Below are 26,403 nucleotides of genomic sequence, written 5' to 3' on the forward strand. Positions count from 1 at the left end.
CATGCTATGTTTGTATAATGGCATCAGAAGAATATCAACTATCAAACTTTACCAATGGTAAGAGCGAAATTACGCTTACGCTTTTTGATTACCTCATTAAAGAGTTTGTAAAAGTCGGCTCTATAGAAGTTGTGCCGTTAAAAAGTATGATCGCAATTGATAACGGCCATAAACGCATTGCATGGGTACCGCAGTTGGGCAAAAACTTCGTACATATAGTTTTCCCGTTTAAACAAGAGTATTCGGATAATCTTTGCTTTCAGAAAATAGCACAGGTGCCGGGGCAACAGCAATACAATCATCATTTAAGGATATTTACAACTGATGATGTAAATGAAGAAGTTAAAAAGTTTATCAAACTTGCTTATCAACAATAGCATAACTAAAAAAGTCCCGCGTTACACAACGCGGGACTTGATCAAATACAAGGCTTTAAGCTTAAAAGCCCAAGCCTAATGCAAAGCCTTTAACATCCCCGGCAAGCGTAGCACCTGCTGTAGCTGCTCCGGTAGTCAAATTTATTGTATAAACTTTTGTTACCCCATTTACGGTCAGCAAAGCATAAGCTGTTCCGCTTGTTCCACCAATGTCAAAACCATTACTTGCTGATGCAGTTATGCCCAAAGGCCCAACTGGTACCAATGTACCAGAGTTTGGTGGATCTTGTTTATAAAGCATATTGGTTTGAGTGTCTATATCAAACAATGTTGTAGTAGCAGTACCGGCAAAATTGTTGGTATAGGCCGCAGCACTTACAGATGGCGTACCTGGTGATAAAACACCATCTACCGCTGCTATAGCGCCGTTGTCAGGGTTAACCCTAAGATTTTGGCCGGTGTTACTCACAATGCGTATCCTGTCTACTGCCGGGTTAAAGTCAAATCCAAACTGCGCTCCTGAAAGCAGGGTAGTAAAAGGCACCGTGCCAATTGCCGTTGCTGCGCCTGATGAAGTGTTGATCGTATATAATCTGCTGGTACTGCCCAAAGCATAAAGCTGACCGTTAACAGGTCTAAAATCAATACCAAGCACACTTTCTGATGTCGCCATACCAGTGATTGCTTTTGTTACAGGAACTGGGTTGCTTGGATTAAAAATTACGAGCTGATTGGTTGAGCTAATTGCGTAAGCTACCGGCTGGGTTGGTATAGCTATTCCTCTGATAGATGCAGCAAAATCATTTTTTATTTTAGTTGCCTTCCCATTTTCCAGGTTAATACTGTAGAGACTCCATTTATTATTGCTGGAGAGGGTTGCGAGGGCATTTTTCCCATCAGGGCTTATATCGAAACCGCCGGTCTGCTGTACATCAGTACCAAGTTTACCAACTTCAACAAGGGTGCCGTCGTTAGGCGGGTCTTGCTTGTATAACTTATCATTGGTCGGATCAATTACATATAGTATCGTACTTGAGGAGCCTGCCTGATTGCCGGTGTAGCCAGCTGCCGTTACAGTAGCACCGGCTGCCCCATTTATCTTACCATCTGTTGCAGCAGCCAAACCTGTTTCAGGATTTAACCTGAGATTTTGACCAGTATTGGTTACTACGCGAATTCTGTCAACCGTTGGATTAAAATCAAAGCCCGCAGTAGTTCCCTCAAGTGCCGGAGTAAAGGGCGTTGTTCCAATAGCTCTTGCTGCTGCAGTTTCAGTGTTGATAACGTATATGCGGCTGGTGCTTCCCAAACCATAAAGTTGACCTGTAGCGGGCCTAAAATCAATTGCAAGTATGTTTTCACCAGATTGCAAGCCGCTTATTGGTGTTTGTTTGGTGATTGTGGATACGTTTTTTGCATTCACAGCCAATAATTGGTTATCTGTAGTGATTGCAAAAAAAGCAAGGTCAGGGCCGGTTATTTGATCATCAACCGGGTCTACATTAACTCGATCCTTTTTACAAGATGCGGATAAAATGATGATGATTGCTGAGCATAGTAAACTCAGTCTTTTTGAATAAAGATTAAATATTTTCATGTTAGATATATCTTAATAATTTACGATGTAAGTAGCCGACAAGGCGGACTTTAAGGGATAGTAAATTAGAATATATCCGGAGGCGGAATGGTAATAGAATTGAAATAAGAGGTTTTATAATTATTGTTGTAGGCAGTAAGATGTACGAGCTGAATACCCGATATAACAGGAGAGCAGTAAGCTTTGACCATGCCAAAGAAATTTTCCTTTTCTGACGTAGTTTGCTCTGCCTTTTTTTCAGTGGAATCTTCTTGTGAACCGGTAGAAAATTCTTTTACAAAGGGTTTAAGATGTAACGCTAAAGGGGCTACAACTTTGCAGCTGATGGCAGCAATTATAATGATGCCAAGAGCAATCCTTAAAAGTAAGTAGCGATCATTTAGTGTAGTTATCACGTACCATTATTAAGCCTAAATGCTTTACATAAATACGCTTATTGGTATTGCCCAGTTTTAACAAGCCAATTAATAATCACAACCATTGGTTGTTGTGATTAAGCCTCCTGATTAAAAAATACTTTATAATAATTCATGGCTTTGCCATCGTCAAAGCCTTTCTCAATCAGATCTTTATTGCCATGTATGTAAATATGGAAGTTTTTATCCAGCTTCAAAACGCTCTTGTAAACACGTGCTTGTTTTTTAACGGCATTGTCGGATATCTCAAAGGTGTCGGCAATTTTGGTATCAAATTCTTCTTCGTAGCTATTTTTGAATGTCTTAAATGACTCAATAGCTTCAGGGTTGCTGATCACTTCGTCTGCAAATTCGTCCAAATCAAATGTTTCCTTTTCTTTAAAGTACTTCATTGATCGGTTAAGCAGATCTATTTTATCTGCCTTGGTCATTTCAAATTCTTCGTCGAGCTTATTGGTCACGAAGTTTTTATAAACCCCCAATGCATTGCTGGTTTGGTTAAAGCTATCGTTACGGATCTTTAACTGCAGGAATTCGTCTTTCCAGTACACGGCTGCGTCTTGTCCTCCGGTGGCTTTATCTACCACAACCACTTTGTAGCCGTTTTCTTTCTCTACGTTAAAGATCAATACGCCTTTATCCAGCTTATTGATGTTGATTGCATCCTGCTCATAATCAACGGCAAAACCGCCTTTATCGGGATATACTTTTAAATAGGTTTCTTTGTTCTCTGATTTAAAAATGCCAATGGCATCGAGTAATTCGCCTTCTATCTGCACGTTGTTAAAGTACACTACATAGAGCTCACCGCCCTTAATATTAGGGTGCGTGCTTGAGGCGTACAGGTGTTTCGCCATTTGCTCAGATACCTCATGAAACTTTCCCTTATCATCAAAAACAGCAGTGGTAAAATGGTGGACCTCATTAAGAGCCAAATCGTCACTGCTATGCATAAGGTGGTAAACTTCGTTTGCTTTCTCAAAAGGCTTTAGAAAATATTGAAGCAGTAGCGGGCCTATCACATCATCTTTAAGTTCCAACGGCTGGGGCGAGAGCGCGTACATTTCGCCTTGTGATTGATTGCCAACATGATGAACGGAGATTATACCGAGCGAAGCTTCAAAAAAGGTTACCATAGTGATGCGAAGGTAGATATTTGTCATTGAGTCATTGAAGTCATCGAGTCATTATTTTTAAACATCACTGACAGGAATATGACTTAGGAACATTGCGCCGAAATAACGATTTTTGCACGGGTAATACGGTAGTGACCAAATGACCCATTGATCCAATGACTCAAACAGAAGATACCATAGCTGCCCTTGCAACGCCCAGCGGCCCAGGTGCCATAGGCGTTATTCGCTTATCAGGCCCTGAAGCAATTACAATTGCCAATAGTGTATTTAAAGGGAAAGACTTAACCAAGCAAGCTACCCATACACTGCACTACGGTAGTATTATTGATGGCGAAGTGATATTGGATGAGGTGGTGGTTTCACTTTTTGTTGGCCCAAAATCCTACACGCGTGAAAACGTTGTTGAAATATCTTGCCATGGTTCTAACTTTATTATTGAATCGATAATTAAGCTCCTGATAAAAAGAGGGGCGAGGGCAGCCAAGGCAGGTGAGTTCACCTTAAGAGCTTTTTTAAATGGCCAGTTGGACCTTTCGCAAGCGGAAGCCGTTGCTGATCTTATTGCTTCAAATTCAAAAGCTTCGCAACAGATTGCTTTGCAGCAATTAAGAGGTGGTTTCAGTAACCAGTTAGCCCAGTTAAGAGAGCAACTTGTGCAGTTTGCTTCGTTGATCGAGCTGGAATTAGACTTTGCTGAAGAAGACGTTGAGTTTGCAAATCGCGATCAATTAAAGCAATTGATCTACACAATAAATAAAATCATCAGTGATCTTATACAGTCCTTTGAGCTTGGTAACGCTATCAAAAATGGCGTAAATACAGTAATAGCCGGCAGGCCAAATGCAGGTAAATCTACTCTATTAAACGCGCTTTTGAACGAAGAGCGCGCCATAGTAAGCCATATAGCTGGTACTACAAGAGATACGATAGAAGAGGTGCTGAACATCAACGGTATAAATTTCAGATTGATAGATACTGCCGGGATACGTGAGGCCACAGACACTATCGAGCAGATTGGTGTTCAAAGAACAATGGAAAAGATCAGTCAATCGGCTTTACTAATATACGTTTTTGACGCTGCAGAAATCAGTATTGATGAATTAAACAATGATCTCGAGCGTTTAAGGAAGCCAGGTGTTGAAATGCTGGTAGTAGCTAACAAAGCAGACCTTTTGAACGACGAACAGTTATTAAGCTTACCACATACAGACAGAGCAATAGTGATTTCTGCAAAGGAAAAACAGCAGATAGATGAGCTCAAGAACAAGATCTACAACGCCGCCATTAAAGAACAACTAACGGGTCATGAAACACTTGTAACCAATATACGCCACTTAGAGGCCCTTCAAAAAACGCAGGAATCATTGACGAGGGTTCTGGACGGCATGGAAAACGTCACTTCCGATTTCCTATCAATGGACATCAAGCAAGCCCTGCACTACCTCGGCGAAATAACCGGCGCCGTTACCACAGATGATTTATTGGAGAATATATTTAGTAAGTTTTGTATCGGTAAGTAACCAAATATACATGCTTTATTTTTCCAGATACCATGATGATATGTTACTCCAGATATAATATTAAAGCAAGTTTAACTTTTCTAAAATTGCCTTGAGGAAAGTTAAACTTGTTTTACTAAATAATAATATCTGCCTAAGCTACTAAAGCGCCTCTGAAACCACTTCAGTAACTTCTGGCACCATACGTTTTAATAAGTTCTCAATACCTGCTTTTAGCGTAACAGTTGATGATGGGCAACCGCTGCATGAACCACGAAGTTCAACAGTAACTACGCCTTCGTCAAATGAGCGGTAAGCGATAGCGCCACCATCTTGCTCTACGGCCGGTCGGACGTAATCGTTTAATATCTGCTGAATTTTAATTTCGGTTTCGGTACCTTCAAATTCAACGTTGGTATCCTGCTCAACCTCCTGTACTTTGTACTCTGCTTCAACAGCGCCTTTAACAAACTCTTTGAGGATAGGTTGAATATCATCCCAATCGGCACCTTCCGTTTTGGTTACGGTTACAAAGTTGCTGGCAAAGAATACGCCGTTGACAAAGTTAAACTTGTACAGCTCCTTAGCAAAAGGCGACTTTTCCGCACTTTCTTTGGTAGGATAGTCAACACTGCCGTTGATCAGCAACTTGTTCACAATGAACTTCATGGTTGCCGGGTTCGGAGTAGCTTCGGTATATACGTTGATATTCATCTTTTCTAATTTATAAGTAGAACAAATATAAACAGGCTTTTGGTTTAAGCATCCATACAATTGGCTTTTGACCTGTGAATGACGATGCTTCGATGTGCAAATATGCAGATTTCAGATGTGCAGATTTAAAATCTTCCTATCATCTCATATCTGCACATTTTAAATCTGCACATCATATCCCCGTATAATTTTGTGGCGTGATCTGTTTTAGTTCCCGCTTAACATTGTCGCTGATGTTTAAGGTGTCCACAAATTCTGAAATGGTTTGTGCGTTAACTTGTGTGTTGGTACGGGTAAGCTCTTTTAAAGCCTCATAAGGATTAGGATAGCCTTCGCGGCGCAAAATAGTCTGTATGGCCTCTGCAACTACTGCCCAATTAGCTTCTAAGCTTGCATTAATAGCGGCTTCGTTAAGTAATAATTTGTTCAGTCCGCGCAGAGTTGATTTAAAGGCGATCAAGCTATGCGCCACAGGTACGCCAATATTCCGCAGAACGGTCGAGTCGGTAAGGTCACGTTGTAAACGGGATATAGGCAACTTTGCCGCCAAGTGTTCAAACAAGGCATTGGCAATACCAAGATTACCCTCACTGTTCTCAAAATCTATCGGGTTAACTTTGTGTGGCATGGCAGATGAACCAACTTCGCCGGCCTTTATCTTCTGCTTAAAGAAGTTCATGCTGATATAGGTCCATATATCACGATCAAGATCTATGATGATATTATTGATGCGTTTCATGGCATCGCATTGCGCGGCAAAATTATCATAGTGTTCTATTTGCGTGGTATATTGCGAACGATCAAGACCTAAAATATCATTGATAAAGTGATTACCAAAAGCTTTCCAATCCACCTGAGGATAAGCCACTTGATGTGCATTGAAATTACCAGTTGCTCCGCCAAACTTAGCACCATGCGGAACTGCTTTCAGTTGCTCAGCCTGTTTTTCCAGTCGCTCAACAAATACCTGTAGCTCTTTTCCTAAACGGGTAGGTGATGCGGGTTGGCCATGTGTATGGGCCAGCATAGGTATATTGGCCCACTCGGCAGCATAGTCCTTCAATTTAGCTATCAGTGAATTTATCTCAGGGAGATAAACTTCTTGCAGCGCAGCTTTAAATGAGTATGGTATGGCAGTATTGTTAATATCCTGGGATGTTAATCCGAAATGGATAAACTCTTTAAATTCTTCCAGGCCAAGTTTATCAAATTCTTTTTTGATGAAGTACTCAACGGCTTTTACATCGTGGTTAGTGGTTTTCTCAATTTCCTTAATAACGACTGCATCCTGTTCTGAAAAATTTTTATAGATATCTCGTAACTTTTCGCTCTTGCTTTTATCAAAACTTTCTAGCTGTGGTAATTGCTGCTCGCAAAGTGCTATAAAATATTCAACCTCAATAAAAACACGGTATTTGATGAGGGCAAATTCAGAGAAGTAAGCTGCAAGTGATGATGTTGAGTTACGGTACCTACCGTCGATAGGAGATATGGCAGTTAGGGAATTTAAATCCATTGAGTGATTTTTTTGCAAAGATAGACAATTGTGGAAAAGAGGCGATTGTAATACGGAAGTAAATTGAGGTGGAAACTTTGAAATCTAAAAATGTTTCCATAGTTTTGACTCGAAATGTCAAACGGTCAAATCGATAGAATAATTTTAGGTGCCGAAGAGCTTTTTTTGCAAGCTGGTATTCGAAGCGTTACTATGGACGACATAGCCCGCCATTTAGGTATGTCAAAAAAGACGATCTACCATTTTTTTAAAGACAAGAATGATATGGTAATGGCACTGGTTAAGAAAAAGCTTCGCGAAGATGAATGCCAGATAGTAGATATCATTAACAATTCATCAAACGTAATTGAAGAGATGATGAACATGATGAAGGCCTCTGAAGAGATCTTTAGCCGCATTAATCCCATAGTTGTACATGATATGCAAAAGTATCACCCGGATTCGTGGGCGGAATTTCAGCGGTTTAAATCAGAGGTATTGGTGCAAACATTGGAGCAACTTTTACTAAAAGGCATAGAACAGGGTTTCATCAGGCCTGACATTGATGTGAAGATAATGGCTAAAATGCGTGTTAACCAGGTTGAGATGGGCTTCAACAATGCAATATTCCCGGTGTCACAATTTAGCCCATGGAAGGTGCAATACCAAATGCTTGAACACTTTAACTACGGCATTTGTACGCTAAAGGGGCATGAGATGCTTGATAGGTACAAAACAGCACACAATGAAAAAAAGGCGAGTTGACTTAAATGATGCTGACATACCGCTGTCAATAATTACGCTTGCTTTGCTTAACAGAAACAAACAACAAACTACCATACACACACAATGAAACGATTACTCACCCTAATGATGTGCTTAATAGCGGCTGTTAAAGGCTACTCGCAAACGCAGCCAGGGCCGCAGGCATACAACTTTTCCGTACAGGAAGCGGTTGACTATGCCATTGCTCATAAAGACTCGGTTGTAAATGCACGACTGGACATAACCAGCGCTGATTACCGCGTTAAAGAAATAATTGGCCAAGGCTTGCCGCAAATAAGCGGCCAGGCAACCTTTCAGGATTATTTAAAGGTACCTACAACATTGCTACCAGGCGAATTTTTTGGGCAGCCGGCGGGCACTTTTATACCTGTTAAATTTGGTGTAAAGTACCAGTCTAACCTTGCCGCAAGCGCCAGCCAATTGCTGTTTGACCCCAGCTATATAATTGGTTTGCAAAGTAGAAAAACCTACAAGGAGCTTTACAACCGTGCTTACACACGTACCAAAATAGACGTGATAGCAAACGTTACCAAGGCATATTACCAGGTATTGGTAAGTAATGAGCAAATAAAACTATTGGATGCTAACATTGCCCAGCTTAAACAACAGGTTGACCAAACCACTGCTCAAAACAAACAGGGCTTTGTAGAGAAGATAGATGTAGATAGGATTGCTGTACAGTACAATAACCTTGTAACTAACCGCGAAAATACGCTGAGGCTGCTTGCCCTTAATTACCAGTTGTTAAAATTTCAAATAGGCATGCCTATAGAACTTAACCTTACGCTTAAAGACAAGCTTACGGATATCAATATGGATGCTGATGTAGCACAAATAGCAGGTGATACAACATTTTATAAAAAACGTATCGAGTATGGCTTATTGGAAACTAACCTTAAGCTTAGCCAGTTTGATCTTAGACGCCAGAAAGCACAGTTTTTACCTACTTTATCTGCTAATGCAAGCTATGCCTTATCGTACCAAAACAATAGTTTTCGCAACCTATATACAACAAGCTTTCCGTCATCATATGTTGGTTTAACGCTGAATGTTCCAATTTTTAGTGGTTTCCAAAGAACTAACAGGGTTAAACAATCGGAGATAACGGTGCAAAAAAATCAGAACAACCTTAACAGCCTTAAAAATGCTTTAGGATTACAGGCAGAGCAAGCTAAAGTTGTTTACTTTAACGGCCTGCAATCGCTAAATAATCAAAAGCGCAACCAGGAGCTGGCGCGTGAGGTTCTACGGGTTGCCAAGATAAAATATCAGCAGGGCGTAGGCTCAAGCATCGAGGTCACCCAAGCTCAAACAGAGCTCGAAAATGCCGACAATTCTTACGTGCAAAGTCTTTATGATGCCTTGGTAAGCAAAGTAGACCTTGATAAAGCTTACGGCAGAATACAATAACACAAACTATATCACTCATATAAAAACTCAACATGAAAAAATATTTATACATACCGGCCCTTGTAGTACTGGCAGCATGCTCAAACAAGCCGAAAGATAAAAAAGCGGAACTGGCCGACCTGCAAAAACAACAGCAGGATATTAACGCTAAAATAACCAAGCTGCAGGCGGAAGTTGGTGGTAACGATTCTACCAAAACTACCGAGGTAGGAGTGGTAGACGTTAAAAGCGGAACATTTACTAACTACGTGCAAATACAAGGTAAAATTGACGCGCAGGATAACGTAACAGCCTACCCCCAATCGCCCGGTACAATAACCGGTATTTATGTTAAGGCGGGACAGCACGTCTCTAAAGGCCAATTATTAGTGCAGTTAGACAATAGTGTTTTAAGACAAAATATTGCCCAGTCTGAAGCGCAGGTTAGTTTAAATCAAACCCTTTACAACCGCCAAAAAGCCTTATGGGATCAAAAGATCGGTACCGAAGTACAATTCTTACAACAACAGACTAATTTACAAGCCAGCAAAAAAGCTTTGTCGGCTTTACGTGAGCAGGCAGCCATGTACCGCATTGTATCGCCTATAAACGGCACTATTGACCAAATGGACCTTAAACTTGGCCAGGTTGCGCAACCGGGCCAAACAGGTATTCGCATTGTAAATGCTGATATATTAAAAGTTAAGGCAGATGTTCCTGAATCATACTCGGGCAGTGTGCAAACAGGCAATAAAGTAAATGTTGTTGTACCTGATGCAAACGACTCATTGACGACAAACATTACATTTGCTGCTAAAGCGATTGACCCAACATCACGTAGCTTCGCGGTTGAAGTAAAGTTACCCCAGCGCAAAACGCTTCGCCCTAACATGACGGCTATTTTGAAAATAGCAGATTATTCAAAAGCGAATGCGATCACGGTGCCGGTTAAAGCTATCCAACGCTCTGAAGAAGGTGATTATGTATATGTAAATGCCAACGGTGTTGCCAAACGTACAGCTATAAAAGCAGGTGTAACCTATGGTGGCGTTACAGAAATACTAACAGGCCTTAAAGCAGGTGACCAGGTAGTTACCGAAGGCGCTGCCGATATTGAAGACGGCGACAAAATAAAGGCCTCTAAATCTGCTATTTAAACCTCACCTTATCTATAACAGATATGAAAGATATTAAAAAAGAATTTGCGCCCTCGAGTTGGGCCATAGATAATAAGACGGCTATATACGTGTTGATGTTCCTGATAACGGTCTTAGGCCTTATCAGTTATAACAACCTACCAAAGGAAAACTTCCCTGATATTGCACAGTCAAAAGTGTTCGTTACTACTACATGGGCAGGGCAATCTGCAGAAAACGTAGAAAACCTGGTTACCCGCCAATTAGAGAAACAGCTTAAATCGCTAAAAGGCTTAAAAAAAGTAACATCCAATTCGGTACAAAACGTCTCAATTATTACCTGCGAATTTCAGGCTAATATAAAGATCAAGGACGCCAAAATAGATGTTAAAGATGCTGTTGATAAAGCAAAACAAGATCTTCCGCAGAATGATAATAATTTTAAAGAGCCAGTAATATCCGATATCAACGTTGCAGATCTTCCGATCCTTTACATTAACATATCCGGCGATTACAGCCTAAAAAAACTGAAGGAATATGCCGATCTGCTAAAAGACGAAATAGAAGGTTACCGCGAAATATCAAAAGTTGATGAAGTTGGTGCATTGACACCCGAGATCCAGGTAAATGTGGATCTGAATAAAATGGCTTCAGCGCAGGTTACATTCACCGACATTACAAGTGCAATTGGCAAGGAGAATATTCTTTCATCTGCCGGTACCATTAAAACTGATGGAATACGCAGAAGTATTGATATAAAGAAAGATTTTAAAAACGCGGATGAGGTTGCTGCCATGATTATCCGTAATCCAAAAGGACAGGCGATTTATCTGCGTGATATAGCGGAGGTTAAAGATTCTTTTTTAGAGCAGGAGAGTTACGCACGTTTAAAGACGCCTAACAGCAACGTTTTTAAAAATGTAATTACGCTTAACGTTAGTAAAAGGGCGGGAGAAAACCTGATTGAAGCATCAGACAAGATAAATGCTTTGATTAAGGAAAAGCAAAAAGATGTTTTCCCTAAAGGGCTTAACATCACTGTTACCGGCGATCAGAGTGATAAAACAAGAACTACGCTTAATGATCTTATCAATACCATTGTTATTGGTTTTATTTTGGTAACGGTGATCCTGATGTTCTTTATGGGAACCACCAACGCCATCTTTGTGGCATTATCAGTTCCGTTATCATGTTTTATTGCCTTCCTGATAATGCCGGCTATAGGCTTTACACTTAACATGATCGTGCTGTTCTCATTCCTGCTGGCGCTGGGTATTGTGGTAGATGATGCCATTGTGGTAATAGAGAATACACACCGTATTTTTGCAAATGGTAAGGTGCCGATAAAAGAAGCAGCTAAGATGGCAGCGGGTGAGGTATTCTTACCAGTGTTCTCAGGTACCATGACAACGCTTGCACCATTTGTGCCCTTAGCTTTTTGGAATAGTTTGATCGGTCACTTTATGTTCTTCCTGCCTATAACGTTGATCATTACTTTATTGGCATCGTTAGTAGTTGCTTACATCATGAACCCGGTTTTTGCCGTAGATTTCATGAAACCTCATCACGATGGTGAACATGATAACCCTAAGTTTGATAAGGCAACAAAACGCGCTTTAATATGGTTAGTGGCGGCAACCGTCATCGGCTATCTTATCAATTTCGGCTTCGGTAACTTTATGGTGCTGATCATTGTATTGTATCTGCTTAACCATTTCTTCCTGCTGAAAGTGATAGACCGTTTTCAAAAGAATGGATGGCCGAAGTTTCAGAATTGGTATGCAAAATGGCTGGAACGCGCGGTTAAGCGCCCGGTAACTATGCTGGTTGGTACTTTCGGTTTATTCATTGTAGCTATTATTTTAACAGCGGTGTTAGGTAAAACACCTGAGTTTTTCCCGGCGGGCGACCCTAACTTTGCCTACGTCTATATCACCATGCCGATAGGTACTGACCAAGCAACCACCAATCAGGTAACTGAAAATATCGAAAAAAAGGTAGCCAAGGTAGTAGAACCTGATAAAGACATTGTTTCATCCATAATTTCAAACGTTACCAAAGGTGTTACCGACCCAACAGATGAAGACCAGGGCGATTACCAAAACAAAGGTAAAGTAACCGTAGCATTTGTGGAGTTTGGGAAACGGAATGGAAAAGATACCAAAGAGATATTAAAAAAGATTCGCAGCTCAGTGCAGGGTATACCGGGTGCCAAAATATCGGTTGCACAGGAAAATAGCGGCCCGCCGGTACAAAAAGATATCAGTATAGAGATAGCGGGTGACAACCTCGATTCGCTTGTAAAAACAGGCAACCGCTTGAAAGCATATCTGGAAAAACAAAACATCGCTGGTATTGAAAACCTCATAGCTGATGTGCAGAACGATAAGCCGGAAATCGTATTCGATATAGATAGAGAGCGAGCAAACCGTGAAGGTATTTTGACCGGTCAGATCACTAATGATCTGGTTACAGCGATATACGGAATGAAAGCCGCTGACTTTAGGAATACTAAAGAAGACGATTATAAAATAATGGTACGTGCAAAAGAGAATCAACGCAGCAATATTGACGAAATACGAAACATGAAGGAAACTTACCGCGATCTGGCAACCGGTGGGGCAATAAGGCAAGTACCAATTTCAGCTTTTAGCGATGTACGCTATACCAATACTTACAGTAATATTAAACGTAAACAGCAACGCAGGGTGCTAACATTGGGCTCAAACGTAATAAAGCCTTATAACGCTAATGATGTTAACACACAGATAACCCGTGCAATTGCCAACTTCAAAAAAGCAGATGATATACAGATAAAACAAGGTGGTGGGCAGGAAGACCAGGCTGAGGCCGTTGGCTTCCTGGGTGGCGCATTACTTACATCATTCGGTTTGATATTGATCATCTTGATGGTACAATTTAATTCGATAGGTAAAACGCTTATCATCATCAGCGAGATCTTCTTTAGTATCATAGGTGTATTGCTGGGTACTGCACTTTTTGGGATGACCATGGCCATTGTAATGACCGGCGTAGGTATCATAGCCCTTGCAGGTGTAGTGGTGCGTAACGGTATCTTGCTGGTAGAGTTTACGGATATGCTGATAGAACAAGGCGCCAGCCTGCACGATGCTGTTGTTGAAGCGGGACACACGCGTATGACGCCGGTATTATTAACTGCTACTGCCGCTATATTAGGCTTAATACCTTTGGCAGTAGGTTTCAATATCGACTTTGTGGGCTTGTTTACTCACTTTGAACCGCATATTCACTTTGGTGGTGATAACGTTGCTTTCTGGGGACCTTTGGCTTGGACAATGATCTTTGGTTTAGGTTTTGCAACCATCATCACACTAATATTGGTACCATGTATGTACATTATCAGAGTTAATCTTAAAAACTATTTCTTTGGCAAAAAGAAAGAGGAGAAGAAACCTGAATTTGTTGTAGAATAAGCCAAATCAACAATTCCATATAAGTAAAGAGCCGCACCGTAATTGGTGCGGCTCTTTCATTTTGTACTTATTATTTAAACTTTGCTATCAGCGTTTTTAAGTCATTAGCAACCTTGCGCAGTTTGCGTTCGCGGCGGCTGCCGGCATCAAGTGCATCGTAAACCAAACCGGCGGCAAGTGCATAAACGCCGTGGTGCAGCGCGTCAATGGCAATTTCTTTTGGTTCTTGCTCATCAATTGATTTTGCTGCGTTGTGTTTTGGCAGCATAATTAAGGCTGTACCCCAAACCGCGCCAAAATGAATAAGGGTAGCGGGCAGTCCTTTTAAACCGGTAAGGCCGATCAACCCACGCGCAACTCCCCAGGCCGTACCGTAACTCCAATGTATCTCCTGGTTCAGCTTAGGTTTTTCTTCCGGCGAAGCAGGGGCAATCCCGGCAGTTTCTTTAGCCACTTTAACTGGCGCGTTACTGCTTTCGCGTTTTGTGATCTTCATTTCAATCATCTGCGACAGTGTCATGGCTGCAGTTGCGGCCAATCCGGCTAATAAACCCCTGCCTATCGCACTCCCCAATGCACCTAAGGCATTATCTTCATGTATTTTCATAATAGTAGTTTAAGTTATAACGTGCCGCTTTAATTGTTGATTTAAATATTTTAACAAACACAATAAATCTTTTCAATGTTGTAACTGCAAAATCAAAACGATGAGTTTATCAGTAGCCAAAACATATAGCAGGGCAGCAGGCTTAGGAGTTATAGCCGGCATGCGTTCAATGTATGCACCTGCGGTATTGTCGCATATATACAGCAGGCACCCGTCACCGAGTATTGAGAATTCTCCATTAAAATTTATCCAGGCAATGCCGACATCAAAAGTATTTAAGGTGTTGGCTGCAGGGGAGCTGATTGGAGACAAACTGCCTTTTGCGCAAGATCGCATCGCAACACCCGGATTAACCGGACGTATATTATTTGGTGCGCTATGCGGCGCTACGGTATTTAAGGGCGAAAATAGAAATGTTGTTATCGGCGGTTTGGTGGGCGGTTTAGCCGCATTGGGATCAACATTTGGATGCTTTTTCCTGCGTAAAAGTATCGGTTCAAAAAACAAGATCGCTGATCCAGTTGTGGGCGTATGCGAAGATGCAATCACAGTTGCAGCCGGTATAGCAATTGTTAAAAACTTATAAGTTTTAACATATAAAAATCATATTTAGCGTCAGGTTGACACATTTATCATTGGTTTTAAATAATTTTGTTGAACACCAATTAAAAATAGTCAATAGAATTTACCTAAATGAATTCAACAACAATAGATCAACAGGATATAAAACGTGAGAAAATATTAGATGCTGCTTATCAGCGCTTTCTTCATTATGGTTACGCCAAAACTACCATGAATGAGATAGCTGGTGACCTGTCTATGTCAAAAGCGCTGTTGTACTATTACTTTCCTGATAAGAGTGAGTTATACATGGCTGTTATGCGCAAGCTGGCAGCAGATTATTTGACAAGGTTGGAAGAAAAGATAGGTCAGTTTAAAAACCTGAAAGATGCCTTCTTATACCAGGTAAATACTCATCATGATTTCATTGTAACCAACTTCAACTTCTTTGACTATTTCCGGGTTAATGAACAAAACCTGCCTGATACCATCTGGAACATTATTGGAGATATACGTAACGCTGAAATAAGGTTACTTACTGCAGCCATACAAACTGAAATTGAGAAGGGCAACCTGCAGCATGTTGAAAGCCCTGTTGAAATTGTAGAAGTTTTCCTTGATGCATTGCATGGCATCAAAGTAGGCGGATCATTACCTCACAAACAGCACAAATTTCCTGCTAAGGAACATCTTGACGAGATACATAACAAGCGCCTGCTACTGATAGAGATATTTGTTAATGGTATGCGTTAATTACTGATCTCTGTATTGACAGTCACATTGCCCACAAGTATTTTATGTATAGGGCAGGCGTCAGCAATGGTAATAAGCCGTTTTATCTGCTCCGCCGTTAACTCTCCGCTAAATTTGAGTTTGCTATCTATAAAGGTACCATCTGGTGTCTTAAACATTTCAAGATCTATACTGATCTCGTCAACTATCCACATTTTCCGGTCGATATACATTCTTAATGTAATTGCCGTACAACTTGCCAAACTTGCCAGTAACAAATTAAAAGGAGACATAGAGGTATTACCACCACCCAGTTCTACGGGTTCATCAACCACAATGCTATGGCCATCGCTGGTAACTATTGTTTGATATTTAGCGTGCGTTATTTTTGCGTTTGCGGTTACTATCAGCTCTTTCGTTTCTTCCATAGTGATCAATTATCCTGATCAAGGCTTATCATGTTCCAATTACCTATTTGAGAACCTAAACCGCCTTTGTATTTTAACACGATAGTGAAGTGTGTTGTTTGGTTTTCCCCGCTGTCAAACTTAATGGTGTAAGATGATTTTATAACATAAACAGAATCAGACTGCTTGGCAAATTTATAGCTGTCATCAGCAAAGCGTGCATTTGTAGATCGCACGGTTGGGATAATAAACTGCCTTGCAATTTTGTAAGCAGTATCACTATCAGGAAGGCCTTTAAACATGCCGGTATCTGATAGCGCAAATTTGGCTAACAAAAAACCGAAAACTAAAATAGCAACTGCAATAAGCCAGGCTGCCGTTTTTGCCGATTTTTTCTTAACAGATTTGTCTTTTAAATAATCTCTTGAAGGCGGTGCTTCGCGTCTCTGTGGGTTTATCCTCGGCGACGGCGGAGGGGTATGTCTCATAATTTATGAATAATAGGGTATAAGATTTAGTAAAAATTGTAGCATCTGCTGGCACCATAGAATTTTTGTTCGCCGCGTTCACGGGATGGCAGGGTGGTTTCATAACCTATGCTACCTTCGCTTGTGCCGCTTGTGTTGCCGTAATTTAGGCCGCCAGCAGGCACATCATGGCTCACGCCAAAACGGAGCTTTTCGCCGCCTTCCCGATTAATGAACAGGTCAAATATTAATGATACTACAAATGCATTTGGCCCACCTGCACCGGCAGTGCGGTACCAGGCACCTACGTTTATGCTTTTGCGTTTGTATTGCAAACCTGCGTTTACAGACTGCGCGGTACCTTGTTTATAAAATATAACGGAAGGGATGAGATATGATTTGTCTTCATCATCAAGATTATCGTCTTGTGTTAAATTATAACGATAACTGGCGTGGCCTGTAAACCTAACCGGCAGCTTTGACGGCGTGCCCGTAAAAGATTGGTTAGGAGTGTTGAGGTGTTGCCCCGCCAAACCTATATTGAAATTTTTAAGCGTAAGGTTGATACCTGCTCCCGCGTCAAAAAAGAAACGATTGTTAAAGTCAGGTCTGTCGGCACCGGAAGTTGAACCAGGGATGTAACCCAGATTAGGGTCTATCTGATCGCCAAAAACCAGTTTGCTAAAATCTACCGAACGATTTGTAACCCCTGCCTGTAAGCCGAACGACAGCACATAATCCTGCGAGCCCACGCTGTATGAATATATACCCGCAATATTGTTTTTATTTAAAAAGGCTGTTCCCTCACTGCTGCGGGTAAATATCAAGCCGATGCCGCCCCCAAAACGCGGTACATTGTAGTCTATCGAGGCAGTTAAATACTGGAGGTTACCGGGTACCGAAGTATATTGGTTACGGTAGATCAGGTTCATGCGCAGGTCACCTTCAAACTGTCCGTTCAGGGCCGGATTGAGATATAAAGGTGAATTAAAGAATTGCGAATACATATGATCTTGAGCCAATAATTTGCCCGGGAACATTGAAATGAAAACTATCACCCAAAATCGATAAAGCACTAAATCCTTTTTCATTATCTTATTAAATGTATTACGCCTGTGCGTTTTGGCAATGATCCGTTAAGGGAATTACCTTTCCAATCTGAACCGTCGCTAAACCTGGCCGTAGCCTGCCATATATAAACTCCTTGCGGTACAGGCTGGCCTTTCCATGTTCCGTCCCAACCATTAACAGGCGAGCCGTTACCGTCAAGTGCGGTTGTTTGCCAAATCAACTGCCCCCAATTGTTAAATATCTGCAGGTTCCATTCCCTTAGTTTTTGCCCTTTGGCTTTAAAGGTTCTTAACTCTTCCACGCTTGATGCCGGTTGGAAAGCATTAGGCAGGAAGAGCTCTCCGAGGAACTTGATGGTAATTTGTCGTGTAGTTTGCTGTTCACAGCCTGCCGGAGATTTAGCTATAAGCGTAACCGTGTACGGCGAGTTCACATAATCATAAGAGTGATCCATCGGTTTAAAGCTCGATTCATCAGGAGTTCCATCACCGAATTTCCAGGTATAGGTAAATGTTGTTGCAGGCACGCCATCTGCAGATGGCGTAGTGTTTACAAAAGTTACCTTGTTATTAACATCTACAGTATAAGTAAATGACGGTTTTGGAAGCGAGTATACGTTTATCCCGACCTTGTCAGATTCGGGGGCAGTACCACATCCGGCGTTTGTAGCCTTAATCGTGAAATAGTACGCGCCAGGGTTGGCAAAAGTATAGGTAATGTTGCCGGTATTAGTTTTTGGTATTGTGGTGGCTACTGTTCCGTCTGCATTGTAAACGGTATATAAAAAAGAGCTACCCCCGGTTGACGTATTGATCAAGGTGATGCTTTGCCCAACACAGACCGAAGTGGGGCTGCCTTGTATTTGCATCCCTGAGGTTAATCCTCCGGGAGATACAGGTACTTCTAACTTCGCTGATTGGGCGCTTATACCACAACTATTGGTTGCTATCATAAACACCTGCCATGTTGCGGCACGGTTTATAGTTTGCGTAGCAAATACAGCGTCAGACTTATCATTATTTGTTTTAACGATGCTTTCTTTTAACACGTTGTTTTCATCAACAAGCCTAAACTCATATTTGCTGTTAGTACCCGGAGAAAGATTTCTTACTGTCAGCGTTAGTACTCCGCAACCGCCTGCACCTTGTTGCTTTTGTATTCCTGCTATAGGGGTTTCGGGGCTTAACGTAATAGTTTTTGTAACGGGTGGCCTGTTAATACAATTGCCAATTATACTTAGCGATACCGTGTATTGTTTATCCAAGCCATTTCCATCTACTTGGAATGAATGCTTCGGATTTACTTCGGTAGAGGTGGGAGAACCGTCCCCAAAGTCCCATAAAAAGTTAATGCCGGTTGTTACGGTTGAAGTATTAGTAAATTGAACAGGGCCCGTGCCACAAGCCTGAGCATCGACCGTAAAAGATGCGGTAACATCCGGATTTACCCTCACAATCACATCGTCAGATTTATCTCCACAAGGTGATAAACCTTTAATGGTCCATCTAAATGTGTATGTGTTGCCCGCTGCAAGGCCGGTTACATCAGTATTATACTTGGCGGCATTTGCAAAGGTAACCGGCGGCCCGGATACCTGTGTCCATTCTCCAACAAACGTCCCCGGATCGTTACCTTGTAAAGTGTAAGCTGTGGTAGCACATAAACCTGTAGGATCGGCACCGGCGTTGGCGGCTGGTGTTGTAGGTGTTACAGTTATTGTAGCCGGTGCAGAGTTTGCAATGCCACAACTTCCGCTTGTTAACCGCGCCCTGAAAACAGTTGTTTGAGTAAGATTGACGTAATTATAGGTCGGGCTTGTTTGTAATGGCGTTATATCAGTCCAGTTTGTACCGCCATCTGCAGATTGCTGCCATACTATATTACCCAAGTATCCTGCTAACGTTACTTTCCCCGAATTCCCCTCGGCACAAACCGTAGTTTGGTCTGCAGTAGCTGTACCGCCGATAGCCTGGGGATAAACGGTAAGCGTTAGCGCAAATGGTGTACCGGAGCAACCATTTGTAAATGGCGTTATGGTATAAGTTACTGTAGCATTACTGTTGCTGGTGTTGGTTATCAGGTCGTTGATGGTGTTTCCGCTACCGGTTGCACCAAAGCCGGTTGCAGTACCACTTGTCAGTGCTGCCGTCCATGAAAAATCTGTTGCAGTTGCCGATGTTATCGTGTATTTAAAATTCACTCCGCTGCATATTCCATCTGTTGCTAAGCTTGTTACAGTAGCCTTTTTAATTATTTGTACCACAACGTTTTTTGACACTGTACCGCAGGCGCCACCCAACGATGTGGTGACAGTGTAGGTTAGCACAACCTGCCCGGCGGCAATGTCTGCTGCTGATGGTGTATAGCTTGTAAACGTTGCATTCTTATCTGCAAAAGTGCCACCTGAGGCTGTTGACCATTCTATTTTGGTGACAATACCGCCAACGCCGGGAGAGCCAGTGACACTGGCTGCATTACCCTCACAAATAGGAGACGTGGCTGTTGCTGTTACGGTAGGACCCTGCGCAACCGTTATTTCCTGAGTAGATGTTGATGTACCGCAATTGTTTTGATGTGTAACGGTTACTATGTAGTTTCCAACAGTTGGAAAAATGATCTGCGGATATTGGGTATGGCTATCGCTGCCGATTGCAAACGTAGCGCCGTTGTTAAGCGTCCAGGTGTAAGTTGTGCCATCGGGTTGAGCGGTGCCCGTCAAAATGGTTTTAGTATCGCCAGCGCTTGGATCGAAACTGACGGGCGAATTTACTGTGCATATTGTGGTGTTTGGAGATAGGGTGGCAATAGGAGTATCATTCACAACTATGGTTTTAACCGGCCCCTGAACAGTACCACAGCTTGGAGTTGTAATATCTAACCTGAATTGATAAACACCTATTTGTGTAAAGTTTAAAGTTGGTGTTTTAAGCGCTGCATTAAAAGTTACACCCGCAGGCCCCGATACTTTTACCCAGTTATACGTTGTGCTGGTATTGCAGATTTCATCCACAACTGAAGTACTTACCGGCGTTATCGATCCGGAACTAAGGCAGGCTTGTGTTGGAAGATCAAAATTTGGAATGGGGGCATCCTGTACGCAAATGTTTTCCGAAGCGTCTACAGCAGTACATAAACCCGTATTGTTTTGTAACCGGAGGGTGACCTTGTGAACACCATGAGTTGTAAAGGTATAAATAAACGGATCGTTTAGGTTTTTATTGAAAGCTACTGCAACATCATCAACAAGCCAGGTGTATTGCGCATTTTGATTTTGGCATTGCAGGCTGGTACTGTTGGGATCCATACCCGGTTCTGATGTATTATCAAATTTCACCGGGGTGTTGGTACATGCTGCTACCGGGTAACTAAAACGGTTAGTAGGTGGGCTTAATATTTTCGCATACGCGGAGGATGGCGTTACGGTTGTAGAACAGTAGGGATTTACCGGCGTTATATCTACCTTAAATACGTTTATATTCTGATTGTCCGGCTTATTACCGCAAGAAGACCGTGTGTAGGTATGAGATAATACACCATTATCAGCCACCAATTGGCAATAGGTATAAACACTTGTAGTGCCGTCGCCCCAGCTGACTTTATAAGTCATTCCGGGATAGTTATATCTGATGCCGTTGTTAGCGCCTGCATCAATAGTAACGGTAAAGTTTGCTACAGATGATGCGCCGAGACAGTAGACGTTATCGCCGCTGCCTCCAAGATTACGGAAAACTATATTATTGATCAGCGAATAAGCTTTTGTACCAACAGTGCCTCCGTTTACAGCCTTTACAACAACCGTATAATTACTTGCCTTGGCATTAAAGTTAGTTGGAAATGATTGATTTGTCGCCTCTACGGCTTTGTCAAATTCGTTTATGAAGGTACCGGTAACCATAGAACCGGTAGTAGAATTATTGATAAACGAATAAGGCGTTATCCCTGGCGAACCTACACAAGTACCAAAAACTTCGGGATCTGAACCGAGCGTTTGTGATGATGTGGCAGCTATAACACCGGCAGAGGTGTTGATCGAGAACGGTGCCGATATCGTACTCGTAACCGCAGGAATTGTTGATACTACTTTAACGCGGTAGCCTGCACCAGCAAGGGTTCCTGTTGGGATGATACCATTTACAAAGGTTGCGTAAAAACCGGTATAACTCCCGATCTGCACCTGTGAGCCAAAGTTACCCGAGGCATCCGATAAATAAAGCTTGAATACGTTGGTTGGTAAATTGATGCAGCCGGAGGTATTGTCAATAGTAATTGGCGCTGCAATAGTTGAGCCTTGCCCATACGGGCCCGGATCTACTGCGCCTATTGTTATAGTTTGTGCTTGTAAATTTTGCCAACTAACAAGCAACGCAAAAACAATGAATAAATTTTTGGTAAAATTTTTGCCCATCAAGCGTCCGTCAATAATCAATTCGTTTAAACCAGGGCGTATAACATATATGTTACACGGGCTTTTATACGCACGGTGCCGCCATACGGTTGCATGATAAAAAAGATTATCAGTTGATCACCTGATTACAAGGGAAATGTGCATGACAACTTACACGTAATAGGTTGATAGTTAAGCGTTGCAAAGAACCTTCAAGCACACTAAGCCGACTATCCAAAGAAAAGATAAGAAACAAAAATTGCTGTTATCACACCGGCAAGATCTGCCAGCAGGCCTGCCGGTATAGCATATCGTGATTTTTTGATACCAACGGAACCGAAATAAAGCGCCACAATATAAAAAGTAGTATCTGCCGAACCGTTGAATACCGAACCAAGTCTACCTGCAAAGCTATCCGGCCCGTAGGTTTGCATGGTACTGATCATCATGGCCTTTGAGCCTGAACCACTTAAGGGCTTCATATAGGCAACAGGTAGCGCATCTACAAAACGCGTGTCGAGGTGCATTTGTACCGCAGCCCATTTTACGCCGCTGTTGAGATAATCAAGTGCGCCACTGGTACGTAGCACGCTTATGGCAACCAGCATGGCAACCAGGTATGGGATGATCTTGATGGTAACATCGAAACCGGATTTTGCGCCATCTATAAAGCTCTCAAATACATTTACCTTTTTACGCATCGCGCCGATAATAAATATCACCGGGATGGCAAAAAGTAAAAAATTGCTGCTCACTTTTGATACCGTGGTAATCTGCGACTTATCGAGCTGTGTAGTAAAAAACCAAACCAGCCCGCCAACAAATAACGTTAAACCGCCAAGCCAGGCAATCACCACCTTATCAAACAAGTTTATTTTTTGCCAGATAGCAACAGCGATCATCCCTACAACTGTAGCTACGTAAGTAGCTATAATGCAAGGCAGTAAAACATCAGCTGGGTCTTTAGCATGAAGTATAAACCGCTGAGCGATAATGGTTACCGGCAACAATTGCAAACCGGACGTATGCAGTACCAAAAACATGATCTGCGCATTAGATGCGGTATCTTTGTTGGGGTTAAGTTCCTGCAAACTTCCCATGGCTTTTAAACCCAGCGGAGTTGCAGCGTTATCTAAACCCAATAAATTAGCTGAGAAGTTCATCATCATTTGGCCGGTTGCAGGGTGATTGCGCGGAACCTCAGGAAACAAACGGCTTAAAAACGGCCCAACAACGCGCGACAAAAAGTTGATGGCACCTGCGCGTTCGCCAATATTGAGGATACCCAGCCAAAGTATCATGTTACCTGCAAGTGGCAAGGCAATATCCATTACCGATGCCTTTGAGCTATCAAACATGCCATCTACCAATAGCTTAAATGCATCAGTATCGCCAAAGAAAACCATTTTGATAAAGGCGATAACAAAGGCAATAATGAAGAAAGCTATCCAGATATAATTTAAGGCCATGATAAATGTTTACAGGGATGAAGATAATCTATTTTGAATAATTAACCGCTTTTAGCAGATTTATACACTGAAATTATATGGAAGACAAAGCCTTTGAATTAGAAAATGCCGTAAATGATTTTGTAGATGCGAAGGCAGAAATCGTTGATTGGGATAATATTGTAAATATGGGGAAGTGGAACAACAAAGAAATTTTGGGTCATTTGATAGATAGTGCAAACGTGAACCTTCAGCGTTTTGTAAGGGCAACCTATGAAGACGGATTTAAGCTTATTTATCATCAGGATGAGTGGGTTGCAGCACAATACTATAGCGAGGCAAGTTCAAAAGACCTCATACAGCTATGGAAGCACCTTAATTATCAAATTGCCAGGGTACTTAAACATTATCCTCCTGAAAGGAGAGTTGCTCTGTGCGATACCGGTAAACACGGAGTCAATTTACATACTGTTGAATTTTTGGCAGCAGATTACATCGAGCACCTGCAGCATCATCTTTATCAAATAAGCTAATGAGTTGCTTTGTGGTAGGTTTTTGAATAAAAGCTTAACTTAGCGCAATAAAAACATTACATATGCCTACTATAAATCTTTCCCGGGTTAGCGGCGATTTTGGTTTTGAAGCCACCGACGAATATGGCCATACCGTAAAAATGGACAGCAGTACAGAAAGCGGAGGCAAGGATTATGGCGTACGCCCAATGCAAATGTTGTTGATGGGTTTGGGCGGATGCAGCGCTATTGATGTGATCACCATATTGAAGAAACAGCGCCAGGATGTTGTTGATTACAAGATGGTTATCAAGGGTGACCGCGAGGCCGGCAAAGAACCGTCATTGTGGGAAGATATTGATCTCGAATTTCATTTATATGGTACTGTTGATGAGGACAAGGCAAAAAAAGCCATTGAACTTTCTTTAGACAAATACTGCTCGGTAGCTGCTACTTTATATAAAGCCGGTGCTGATATTAAATGGGAAGTGATCATCCACCCTGCATCATAGGCAGTTTCGCTCTTCTAATATTCAATATAAATTGTTTCTTTTTTCTGATTTCAAGTGTGTTTAAAACATAGATAGTTTAGGTATTGCATACCTTTTTTGTATAGTTTTAAGGTCACACAAAAGCGATAAAGCTAAAAGTTGTAAGAAGTCGACTTTTGTGCAGGTGTATAATGCAGACATGTGTTAGTGTCAAATCAGCGTTTAAACGCGTAATCAGCTAAACATACTGGTAGTTCAAACTGCTATCACTGCTTAAAAAAACTCTGATGGCATTAATGTTGCCCTTGCCGGAGTAACCTTGAGTGCATTTTCTCAGGAAACCTAAAAACGAGCAACATGAAAACACATCTAAAAAAAGCATCCCTACTGATGACAGGTTTGATGGTTGGCGGAAAATTATTTGCCCAATCGCCAGACACAATGGCAACTAACAAAAATTATGTACAACCATTTTCAGGCGACGGCGCGTTCCGCACGTGGTCTATTGGTGTAAATGGTGGTTTACTTACACCATACACGATCTTTGGTCCTAATGGAAGTCAGGATTTTAGAAACCCAACAAGTCAATTAGGTTATGGCGCTTACATTAAAAAACAAATTTTACCAGCGTTCGGTATCCAGGCCGATTTCTTTAGAGGTAAAGTAAGTGGCGAAAACGGCCAACCGGGAACGCCGGCTGCATTTGAAACCAAGTTAAATTATGCAGCGAGTTTAAGTGCCAATATCACCCTTGCTAATATTAACTGGATGCATCACCAAAGCGCAATCCGCCCATATGTTACAGCAGGCTGGGGTATGATGGGTTACAAACCTGTTTTAAATCCTGATGGCGGTTCTCCTGTTAATTTTAAAAGCAATGACGAGAGCATAACCGAATATTTTATTCCTGTTGGTTTAGGTCTTAAAATTGGTTTAGGATCGGGCGTTAACCTTGATTTGGGTTACAACGTTAATTTTGTTGGCTCTGATAATTTCGATGGCAACAAAACCGGATCAACTAATGATAGGTTCTCTTATGCGCACATCGGTTTAGAGTTCGCTTTAGGTGGCGGCAGAAAACCGGAGTTAGCTTCCTACAACCCGGTTAATTCTATGCGTACAGAGTACTTATGGAAAAATGCGCAAACCAAGCAAATGCTACAAGCACAAATTGATGCTGAAAAAGCAAATAGTGCACAGCTAAGAAGTGATTTAGATGCAACTAAAGCAGATTTGGCTAAACTAACCACAGATAGCGATGGCGACGGTGTAGTTGATGTAAACGACAAATGCCCTAACACACCTGCAGGTACTGCGGTGGATGGTTCTGGTTGTCCGTTGGCTAAACCGGTAGTAGTTGTAACAGAAGAAGACCGCCGTGTAGTTAACGAAGCGATCAAAAATCTCGAGTTCGACTTAGGTAAAGCTACCATTCGCGCTAAATCATACCCAAGTCTGGAGAGAGTAGCCCGCCTATTGGTTGATAAAAACTTTAGCTTGAAATTAGCAGGTCATACTGATAACACCGGTTCTAAAGACTTAAACATGCGTTTATCTAAAGACCGTGCAGAATCTGTTAAAACATTCCTTGTTGAAAAAGGTGCTAATCCATCTCGTATCGAGGCTACAGGTTACGGTCAAACTCAACCTATTGCAAGTAACAAAACTGCAGCAGGTCGTCAGAAAAACCGCCGTGTAGAGTTCACTCTTTACTAATCAACAA

Annotated in this window: 22 protein-coding genes; 11 read left to right on the top strand and 11 right to left on the bottom strand. The window is 41.8% G+C overall.

Annotation, left to right across the window (positions count from 1 at the left end; genetic code table 11):
- Positions 1-17 precede the first annotated feature (17 nt).
- Complete coding sequence (locus tag INP83_RS14765) at positions 18-377, top strand: DUF5655 domain-containing protein (RefSeq protein WP_219124858.1); 360 nt, start codon at positions 18-20, stop codon at positions 375-377.
- Positions 378-438: 61 nt separating this feature from the next.
- Here INP83_RS14765 and INP83_RS14770 read toward each other — a convergent pair whose 3' ends face one another.
- The 3 genes from INP83_RS14770 to INP83_RS14780 all read right to left on the bottom strand — a co-directional run bounded on the left by INP83_RS14770 (position 439) and on the right by INP83_RS14780 (position 3,526).
- Positions 439-1,974 (bottom strand): DUF4394 domain-containing protein, encoded by a 1,536-nt coding sequence (locus INP83_RS14770; protein WP_219124859.1) that lies wholly within the window; start codon positions 1,972-1,974, stop codon positions 439-441.
- A gap of 65 nt (positions 1,975-2,039) precedes the next feature.
- Complete coding sequence (locus INP83_RS14775) at positions 2,040-2,369, bottom strand: hypothetical protein (RefSeq protein ID WP_219124860.1); 330 nt, start codon at positions 2,367-2,369, stop codon at positions 2,040-2,042.
- 98 nt (positions 2,370-2,467) lie between these two features.
- Positions 2,468-3,526, bottom strand: a complete 1,059-nt coding sequence (locus INP83_RS14780) for a nucleoid-associated protein (protein ID WP_219127695.1) — start codon at positions 3,524-3,526, stop codon at positions 2,468-2,470.
- 155 nt (positions 3,527-3,681) lie between these two features.
- Between INP83_RS14780 and mnmE the strand changes: the two genes are divergently transcribed.
- Positions 3,682-5,046: a tRNA uridine-5-carboxymethylaminomethyl(34) synthesis GTPase MnmE gene (gene mnmE, locus INP83_RS14785; RefSeq protein WP_219124861.1), complete on the top strand. Its 1,365-nt coding sequence runs from the start codon at positions 3,682-3,684 to the stop codon at positions 5,044-5,046.
- A gap of 141 nt (positions 5,047-5,187) precedes the next feature.
- Here the strand turns inward: mnmE and INP83_RS14790 are convergent, their stop codons facing one another.
- Positions 5,188-5,739: a NifU family protein gene (locus INP83_RS14790; RefSeq protein ID WP_146271332.1), complete on the bottom strand. Its 552-nt coding sequence runs from the start codon at positions 5,737-5,739 to the stop codon at positions 5,188-5,190.
- A gap of 172 nt (positions 5,740-5,911) precedes the next feature.
- A complete protein-coding gene (purB, locus tag INP83_RS14795) occupies positions 5,912-7,255 on the bottom strand; it encodes an adenylosuccinate lyase (RefSeq protein ID WP_219124862.1) in 1,344 nt (447 codons plus the stop codon).
- Positions 7,256-7,369: 114 nt separating this feature from the next.
- On the opposite strand from purB, the gene INP83_RS14800 reads away from it, so the two are divergent.
- From INP83_RS14800 to INP83_RS14815, 4 genes are all read left to right on the top strand, one after another.
- On the top strand, positions 7,370-7,999 hold the full coding sequence (locus tag INP83_RS14800) for a TetR/AcrR family transcriptional regulator (protein WP_219124863.1): 630 nt from the start codon (positions 7,370-7,372) through the stop codon (positions 7,997-7,999).
- Between the two features lie 84 nt (positions 8,000-8,083).
- The gene (locus INP83_RS14805) at positions 8,084-9,430 is read left to right on the top strand and encodes a TolC family protein (protein ID WP_219124864.1); all 1,347 of its coding nucleotides are present in this window, start codon (positions 8,084-8,086) and stop codon (positions 9,428-9,430) included.
- 32 nt (positions 9,431-9,462) lie between these two features.
- Positions 9,463-10,566 (top strand): efflux RND transporter periplasmic adaptor subunit, encoded by a 1,104-nt coding sequence (locus tag INP83_RS14810; protein ID WP_219124865.1) that lies wholly within the window; start codon positions 9,463-9,465, stop codon positions 10,564-10,566.
- Between the two features lie 23 nt (positions 10,567-10,589).
- Positions 10,590-14,000 (top strand): efflux RND transporter permease subunit, encoded by a 3,411-nt coding sequence (locus INP83_RS14815; protein ID WP_219124866.1) that lies wholly within the window; start codon positions 10,590-10,592, stop codon positions 13,998-14,000.
- A gap of 70 nt (positions 14,001-14,070) precedes the next feature.
- Here INP83_RS14815 and INP83_RS14820 read toward each other — a convergent pair whose 3' ends face one another.
- The gene (locus INP83_RS14820; RefSeq protein ID WP_219124867.1) at positions 14,071-14,607 is read right to left on the bottom strand and encodes a hypothetical protein; all 537 of its coding nucleotides are present in this window, start codon (positions 14,605-14,607) and stop codon (positions 14,071-14,073) included.
- Between the two features lie 100 nt (positions 14,608-14,707).
- Here INP83_RS14820 and INP83_RS14825 point away from each other — a divergent pair, with 100 nt between their 5' ends.
- Both INP83_RS14825 and INP83_RS14830 read left to right on the top strand, forming a co-directional pair.
- A complete protein-coding gene (locus INP83_RS14825) occupies positions 14,708-15,193 on the top strand; it encodes a DUF4126 family protein (RefSeq protein WP_219124868.1) in 486 nt (161 codons plus the stop codon).
- Between the two features lie 107 nt (positions 15,194-15,300).
- Entirely contained in the window at positions 15,301-15,921 is a 621-nt protein-coding gene (locus tag INP83_RS14830; RefSeq protein ID WP_219124869.1) for a TetR/AcrR family transcriptional regulator, read from the top strand.
- On the opposite strand, the gene INP83_RS14835 is transcribed toward INP83_RS14830, so the two are convergent.
- The 5 genes from INP83_RS14835 to INP83_RS14855 all read right to left on the bottom strand — a co-directional run bounded on the left by INP83_RS14835 (position 15,918) and on the right by INP83_RS14855 (position 23,698).
- Positions 15,918-16,328: an OsmC family protein gene (locus tag INP83_RS14835; RefSeq protein WP_219124870.1), complete on the bottom strand. Its 411-nt coding sequence runs from the start codon at positions 16,326-16,328 to the stop codon at positions 15,918-15,920. The two genes, INP83_RS14830 and INP83_RS14835, sit on opposite strands and share 4 nt — an antisense overlap.
- Positions 16,329-16,333: 5 nt before the next feature.
- Entirely contained in the window at positions 16,334-16,795 is a 462-nt protein-coding gene (locus INP83_RS14840) for a hypothetical protein (RefSeq protein ID WP_219124871.1), read from the bottom strand.
- Between the two features lie 26 nt (positions 16,796-16,821).
- Positions 16,822-17,865: a PorP/SprF family type IX secretion system membrane protein gene (locus tag INP83_RS14845; protein WP_219124872.1), complete on the bottom strand. Its 1,044-nt coding sequence runs from the start codon at positions 17,863-17,865 to the stop codon at positions 16,822-16,824.
- Positions 17,865-22,250, bottom strand: coding sequence for a PKD domain-containing protein (locus INP83_RS14850; protein ID WP_219124873.1), 4,386 nt, complete (start codon positions 22,248-22,250; stop codon positions 17,865-17,867). Before INP83_RS14850 ends, INP83_RS14845 begins: the two co-directional genes overlap by 1 nt.
- 209 nt (positions 22,251-22,459) lie before the next feature.
- Positions 22,460-23,698, bottom strand: coding sequence for a nucleoside recognition domain-containing protein (locus INP83_RS14855; RefSeq protein WP_146271306.1), 1,239 nt, complete (start codon positions 23,696-23,698; stop codon positions 22,460-22,462).
- 77 nt (positions 23,699-23,775) lie between these two features.
- On the opposite strand from INP83_RS14855, the gene INP83_RS14860 reads away from it, so the two are divergent.
- The 3 genes from INP83_RS14860 to INP83_RS14870 all read left to right on the top strand — a co-directional run bounded on the left by INP83_RS14860 (position 23,776) and on the right by INP83_RS14870 (position 26,396).
- Complete coding sequence (locus tag INP83_RS14860) at positions 23,776-24,210, top strand: DinB family protein (protein ID WP_146271304.1); 435 nt, start codon at positions 23,776-23,778, stop codon at positions 24,208-24,210.
- Between the two features lie 62 nt (positions 24,211-24,272).
- Entirely contained in the window at positions 24,273-24,701 is a 429-nt protein-coding gene (locus INP83_RS14865; RefSeq protein ID WP_146271301.1) for an OsmC family protein, read from the top strand.
- 336 nt (positions 24,702-25,037) lie between these two features.
- On the top strand, positions 25,038-26,396 hold the full coding sequence (locus INP83_RS14870; protein ID WP_146271299.1) for an OmpA family protein: 1,359 nt from the start codon (positions 25,038-25,040) through the stop codon (positions 26,394-26,396).
- Positions 26,397-26,403 lie beyond the last annotated feature (7 nt).

Origin of the sequence: Mucilaginibacter sp. 21P, assembly GCF_019331605.1 — a bacterium.
In the GTDB taxonomy this organism is placed as follows: Bacteria; Bacteroidota; Bacteroidia; order Sphingobacteriales; family Sphingobacteriaceae; genus Mucilaginibacter; species Mucilaginibacter achroorhodeus.

What these genes read in the sequence shown, in the direction of transcription:
- INP83_RS14765 (WP_219124858.1), top strand. Translation starts at nt 18, where the DNA reads ATGGCATCAGAAGAATATCAACTATCAAACTTTACCAATGGTAAGAGC.
- INP83_RS14770 (WP_219124859.1), bottom strand. Translation starts at nt 1,974, where the DNA reads ATGAAAATATTTAATCTTTATTCAAAAAGACTGAGTTTACTATGCTCA.
- INP83_RS14780 (WP_219127695.1), bottom strand. Translation starts at nt 3,526, where the DNA reads ATGGTAACCTTTTTTGAAGCTTCGCTCGGTATAATCTCCGTTCATCAT.
- mnmE (WP_219124861.1), top strand. Translation starts at nt 3,682, where the DNA reads ATGACTCAAACAGAAGATACCATAGCTGCCCTTGCAACGCCCAGCGGC.
- INP83_RS14790 (WP_146271332.1), bottom strand. Translation starts at nt 5,739, where the DNA reads ATGAATATCAACGTATATACCGAAGCTACTCCGAACCCGGCAACCATG.
- purB (WP_219124862.1), bottom strand. Translation starts at nt 7,255, where the DNA reads ATGGATTTAAATTCCCTAACTGCCATATCTCCTATCGACGGTAGGTAC.
- INP83_RS14800 (WP_219124863.1), top strand. Translation starts at nt 7,370, where the DNA reads ATGTCAAACGGTCAAATCGATAGAATAATTTTAGGTGCCGAAGAGCTT.
- INP83_RS14805 (WP_219124864.1), top strand. Translation starts at nt 8,084, where the DNA reads ATGAAACGATTACTCACCCTAATGATGTGCTTAATAGCGGCTGTTAAA.
- INP83_RS14810 (WP_219124865.1), top strand. Translation starts at nt 9,463, where the DNA reads ATGAAAAAATATTTATACATACCGGCCCTTGTAGTACTGGCAGCATGC.
- INP83_RS14815 (WP_219124866.1), top strand. Translation starts at nt 10,590, where the DNA reads ATGAAAGATATTAAAAAAGAATTTGCGCCCTCGAGTTGGGCCATAGAT.
- INP83_RS14820 (WP_219124867.1), bottom strand. Translation starts at nt 14,607, where the DNA reads ATGAAAATACATGAAGATAATGCCTTAGGTGCATTGGGGAGTGCGATA.
- INP83_RS14825 (WP_219124868.1), top strand. Translation starts at nt 14,708, where the DNA reads ATGAGTTTATCAGTAGCCAAAACATATAGCAGGGCAGCAGGCTTAGGA.
- INP83_RS14830 (WP_219124869.1), top strand. Translation starts at nt 15,301, where the DNA reads ATGAATTCAACAACAATAGATCAACAGGATATAAAACGTGAGAAAATA.
- INP83_RS14835 (WP_219124870.1), bottom strand. Translation starts at nt 16,328, where the DNA reads ATGGAAGAAACGAAAGAGCTGATAGTAACCGCAAACGCAAAAATAACG.
- INP83_RS14840 (WP_219124871.1), bottom strand. Translation starts at nt 16,795, where the DNA reads ATGAGACATACCCCTCCGCCGTCGCCGAGGATAAACCCACAGAGACGC.
- INP83_RS14845 (WP_219124872.1), bottom strand. Translation starts at nt 17,865, where the DNA reads ATGAAAAAGGATTTAGTGCTTTATCGATTTTGGGTGATAGTTTTCATT.
- INP83_RS14850 (WP_219124873.1), bottom strand. Translation starts at nt 22,250, where the DNA reads ATGGGCAAAAATTTTACCAAAAATTTATTCATTGTTTTTGCGTTGCTT.
- INP83_RS14855 (WP_146271306.1), bottom strand. Translation starts at nt 23,698, where the DNA reads ATGGCCTTAAATTATATCTGGATAGCTTTCTTCATTATTGCCTTTGTT.
- INP83_RS14860 (WP_146271304.1), top strand. Translation starts at nt 23,776, where the DNA reads ATGGAAGACAAAGCCTTTGAATTAGAAAATGCCGTAAATGATTTTGTA.
- INP83_RS14865 (WP_146271301.1), top strand. Translation starts at nt 24,273, where the DNA reads ATGCCTACTATAAATCTTTCCCGGGTTAGCGGCGATTTTGGTTTTGAA.
- INP83_RS14870 (WP_146271299.1), top strand. Translation starts at nt 25,038, where the DNA reads ATGAAAACACATCTAAAAAAAGCATCCCTACTGATGACAGGTTTGATG.